The sequence below is a fragment of the Lentiprolixibacter sp. genome (assembly GCF_982873095.1).
In genome coordinates, this window is sequence record NZ_CEYNTP010000227.1 from 1 (window position 1) to 4,489 (window position 4,489).

3 protein-coding genes are annotated in these 4,489 nt (G+C 48.2%); 2 read left to right on the top strand and 1 reads right to left on the bottom strand.

Features of this window, described 5'->3' with window-relative positions; all coding sequences use genetic code 11:
* Positions 1-89 precede the first annotated feature (89 nt).
* Both AC4E7D_RS11985 and AC4E7D_RS11990 read left to right on the top strand, forming a co-directional pair.
* Positions 90-674 (top strand): hypothetical protein, encoded by a 585-nt coding sequence (locus AC4E7D_RS11985; RefSeq protein WP_490174029.1) that lies wholly within the window; start codon positions 90-92, stop codon positions 672-674.
* Positions 675-689: 15 nt separating this feature from the next.
* Positions 690-1,490 (top strand): 3-keto-disaccharide hydrolase, encoded by an 801-nt coding sequence (locus AC4E7D_RS11990; RefSeq protein WP_490174030.1) that lies wholly within the window; start codon positions 690-692, stop codon positions 1,488-1,490.
* A gap of 133 nt (positions 1,491-1,623) precedes the next feature.
* On the opposite strand, the gene AC4E7D_RS11995 is transcribed toward AC4E7D_RS11990, so the two are convergent.
* Positions 1,624-4,272, bottom strand: coding sequence for a cation-translocating P-type ATPase (locus AC4E7D_RS11995; protein WP_490174031.1), 2,649 nt, complete (start codon positions 4,270-4,272; stop codon positions 1,624-1,626).
* Between the last annotated feature and the right edge of the window lie 217 nt (positions 4,273-4,489).

Sequence of the window (4,489 nt, forward strand, 5' to 3'; positions counted from 1 at the left end):
ATGCGACCCGTATTGGAAAGATTTCTTTATGCTTTTCACTCAGATTTCCTATGTCAGAATATATTGAAAGTTCGGCGTCAAACTAAACTATGCCGTTTATAAAAATGCCTGCTGTTGAATTTACATGGTATGATGGTGGTCTTACACCTGATCGTCCTGAAGGTGTGAAACCCGGTACTTTCCTGGGCGATGGTGGCGGAGGTGCAATTTTCTATGGCACCAAGGGTATCCTTATCTGTGGTACCTATGCCAGGGATCCGTATATCGTTGGCAGGGAAGACAATCCACCCCCAGTAACCAATGAATTGCGGAGGATTGCTGATGCTATGAATGGCGGTCATGAAATGGACTGGGTGCGCGCTTGTAAAGAAAGTAAGGATAGTCGCGTGGAATGCAGCTCTAATTTCGACTATGCAGGACCACTTAACGAAACTGTTGTGGCCGGGAACCTTGCCGTGCGTTTACAGAGCTTGCGCAGAAGGCTCGAATGGGATGCGGAAAACATGAAGATCACAAACATCAGCGATACCGATGAGATCAGGGTCGTAACCTCAGATAGCTTTACAGTGGTAGATGGGGATCCGCGATTTGACACAAAATTCGCGACTATGAACGCCAAAGAAGCGGCTGAGAACTATATTAAAAAGGTTTACAGAGAAGGCTGGAGCTATTAATTAAAACAAGACACAATGATAAGAGTAAAGATTGCTTCCTTACTTATTTTAGCAGTATTGGTATCCTGCAATACGGCCAAAAAAGAAAAGGAAAGTGAAGCACAAGAAGAACAGGAAGTGGTAGAGACCGAAATGGCAGCTGCCCCTAACACCTTAACCGAGGCAGAAAAAGCCGAGGGCTGGAAACTGTTGTTTGATGGTGAAACATCTGAAGGCTGGAGGAGTTATGGGAAAGACACCTTCCCAAGCGGTTGGGTGATCGCAGACGGAATGATCCACTGTCCGGGTTCGGGCCGGGGGGAAGCTGGCGGAAAAGACAGAGGTGATATCCTGTACGATCAAAAGTTTTCGAATTTCCACCTTAAACTGGAGTGGAAAATTTCAGAAGGCGGCAATTCAGGCATCTTCTATTTGGGTCAGGAATCTGACGATCTGGACTTTATCTGGAAAACAGCACCGGAAATGCAGATACTGGACAATGAAAAGCACCCTGATGCCCAAATGGGTACCGATGGCAACCGACAGGCAGGTTCCTTGTATGATCTTATTCCGGCCAAACCTCAGAACGCAAAACCGGTAGGGGAGTGGAACCAGGTAGAGATCATGGTTTACAAAGGTTCGGTCTGGCACAAGCAGAACGGAGAGAAAGTAGTGGAATACCACTTATGGACCCCTGAGTGGAACGAACTGGTTGCCGGAAGTAAATTCCCTGATCTCAATGAGAACTGGGCTGAGGTGGCCTCTGAAGGGTATTTTGGCCTTCAGGACCACGGGGACGATGTCTGGTTCCGTAATATTAAGATAAAGGAGCTTTAAGGGCTTTCCGGTATACCTCTTAAGGTAATAATTGAAAAGCACGGCAAAATGCCGTGCTTTTCTTTTGTATCATTATCGATTGGTACATAAATCCAAACATAAACATCTGATTTTATCAGGATTAAATTTGGGTCTACACCGTCCCTCCCAAACGTTTAATCAACTGTGTAAGTACCAGGGAACCCAAACCAAAAACTCCAATTATCGCCCATTGTCCAAGGGTGAGGGGTACCAGGGACAAGGTTTCGGCCACGACGGGTATCAGGTTAGTGATTACGACAATGATTACACATAGGATTAATGCGCCCCACACCCATGGGTTTTGCGTTACCTCATTGACCAAAAATGAAGTCTTCCGGGAGGGCATATTAAAGATGTTCAGGAGTTGGGCAAGCACCAGGGTATAAAAGGCCATATTATTGATGACTTCTACAGGCAGGTTCAGCTGGAAATGGGAATACAGGGTGATCCCCAGCACGGCTATGGTAATACTCAATCCGCATATTGCTGTGGTAATCCACAATCTTGGCGTCATAATAGGCTCCTCAGGTTTTCGCGGAGGCTGGTTCATCAGGTCTTTTTCACCTTTTCCCATACCCAGGGCGAGTGCGGGAAATACATCCGTGATCAGGTTGAGGTAAAGTATTTGTAAGGGCAGTAAAGGGGCTGGCAACGCCAGGATGGCAGCCACCCCAACCGAAATAATTTCGGCCAGGTTACACGACAGCAGGTAGACCACGAATTGCCGTATATGTTCAAAGATAAGCCTGCCCTGGTGGATGGCCAGTTCCATGGCGGTAAATTTGTCGTTCTTCAGGATCACATCTGCAGCTTCCCTGGCCACTTCTGTACCCCGAATGCCCATGGCAACACCGATATCTGCTTTCCGTAGGGCAGGGACATCATTGACCCCATCACCAAACATTCCCACAATATGCCCGTGTTCCTGATAGGTTTTTATGAGTTCCAGTTTTTGTTTTGGGGTGACGCGCGCAAATACCCTGGCAGCCAGGACCCGTTTATCGAAGTCGGCATCCCCTTTTCCGTATTGGTCCAACTCTGCGGTATTCACGAGTTCATCTGAAATTTTATCCTCAGATAGCATTCCTATTTCCTGGGCAATCTTTCCCGCTGTGCGCGGGTGGTCCCCGGTCATCATTACCACCTTAATCCCGGCGTTTTTGTAAAGAGAGATGGTATCCCTGACGTCTGTACGGGCGGGATCAATAAAACCGATGACACCAATTAAGGTCAGGTCTTCCAGGACCCGCTTTCTTTCAGGAGGGGTTTCCAGGTTCCGATAGGCCAGTGCCAGGGTGCGGTAACCCTCTGCGGCCATATTTTCAACCCACTGATTCCATTCCTGTTTCTTATTTAATTCCACTACATTCCCATTTGCCATCACCGTGTTGCAATAGGATATCAAAACCTCAAAAGCTCCCTTGGCACAAACCACATAGCGGTCGTGATTGGTACGGTTCACGGTAAGCATGTATTTCCTGTTGGTGTCAAAGGGAAATATCATCACGTCTGGATAGTCCTTTCGTATCTGCTCCGGATCCAAACCCAGGTTCTCGGCTAATTCCAGCAGGGCAATGTCAATACTGTCCCCTATGCGTTCTCCCTTGGCGGTAGGACTTTCATTGCAGAGGACACCGGTGATCACCAATTTTTTTAGATCGGCGCGCTCTGAGGTCAGTTTGGAAAGGGCCTCGTAATGCTCATTTACCCGGAAGAGCTGTTTGTCTGCAAAACTTAGGGTATGCACTTTTAAGCGATCTTCTGTGAGTGTGCCGGTTTTATCTGTACAAATGATGTCTGTAGCCCCGAGGGTATGTACAGCCTCTAATTTCTTGATAATAACCTGTTTTTTGGACAGGAGCAACATGCCCCTGGCCAGGGCTATAGTGGCCACAATGGGCAGGCCTTCGGGTATGGCAGCTACGGCCAGGGCCACCCCGGTCTGTATCATCAGTTTCAGGTCCATCCCGCTGTAGATCCCCGAAATGACTACCAGAATAGCCAAAAGGAGCGTTAACCCGATCAACCAGCGGCTCAGTTCAGCCAGTTTTTGCTCTATTGGGGTCTGGGATTTTTCTGCTTCCTCACTCAGTACCTGGATTTTGCCGAGTTCGGTTTGCATTCCTGTGGCAACGACGACTGCCCTCCCCGTGCCGTTGACAACAAAAGTGCCTTTGTACACCATATTCTCCCTTTCCGGCAGCAGGGTGTCCTGGGGAAGGGGTTCGGTGGTTTTTTCAATATTCAGGCTTTCTCCGGTAAGGGCAGCTTCTTTCACCTGTAACCCCTCCACCCGGAGGAGACGTGCGTCAGCGGCTACGATATCACCTGCCTGCAAAATGAGGATGTCGCCGGGTACCAGGACAGAAGCTCCCACGGTTTTGATCACGCCATCGCGGAGCACTCGGGTACGCACACGCCCCAAACTTCTCAGTTTTTCCAGGGCGCGTACCGCCTGAAACTCCATAAAATACCCGATACCAACAGTAATGGCAATGACCACCAAAATGGCAATGCCTTCGGCCCAATCCCCAAGGACAACAGCCAGCAAAAAGGCCACGAGCAAGATGTAGATTATGGGGTCTACAAACTGATCTGCCAGGATACGGAGCTTTTTTTTCGGTCCTTTTTCCGGGATTTTGTTATAGCCATAGTGCTGCAGCCTTTTTTTTACTTCAGGGGTGTTCAATCCCTGGGTTGCATCACATCGCAGCTTTTGCAGGACCGTTTCAGGTTTGGTGGAAAAGGCGTTTGGAATCATGCTCAGGGCTGTTCTTCTATTGCTGATAAGGCGTTTAAGGTAATCCCATATGTATCAATGTCCAATGATTTTTGTCAGCATGACACTTTTTAAAAAGGCACCGATCCAAGAGGATAGTTGGGATCGGGAACTGACACATGTCATTGTAGATGCTCTGCTTCCTTTACACATTTGTGGGGTGGGAGGCATGTATGTAGTCGGACAAATTCCAACGCAA

Excerpts from the sequence above, each read along its gene's own strand:
- AC4E7D_RS11995 (WP_490174031.1), bottom strand. The coding sequence starts at position 4,272 with ATGATTCCAAACGCCTTTTCCACCAAACCTGAAACGGTCCTGCAAAAG.
- AC4E7D_RS11985 (WP_490174029.1), top strand. The coding sequence starts at position 90 with ATGCCGTTTATAAAAATGCCTGCTGTTGAATTTACATGGTATGATGGT.
- AC4E7D_RS11990 (WP_490174030.1), top strand. The coding sequence starts at position 690 with ATGATAAGAGTAAAGATTGCTTCCTTACTTATTTTAGCAGTATTGGTA.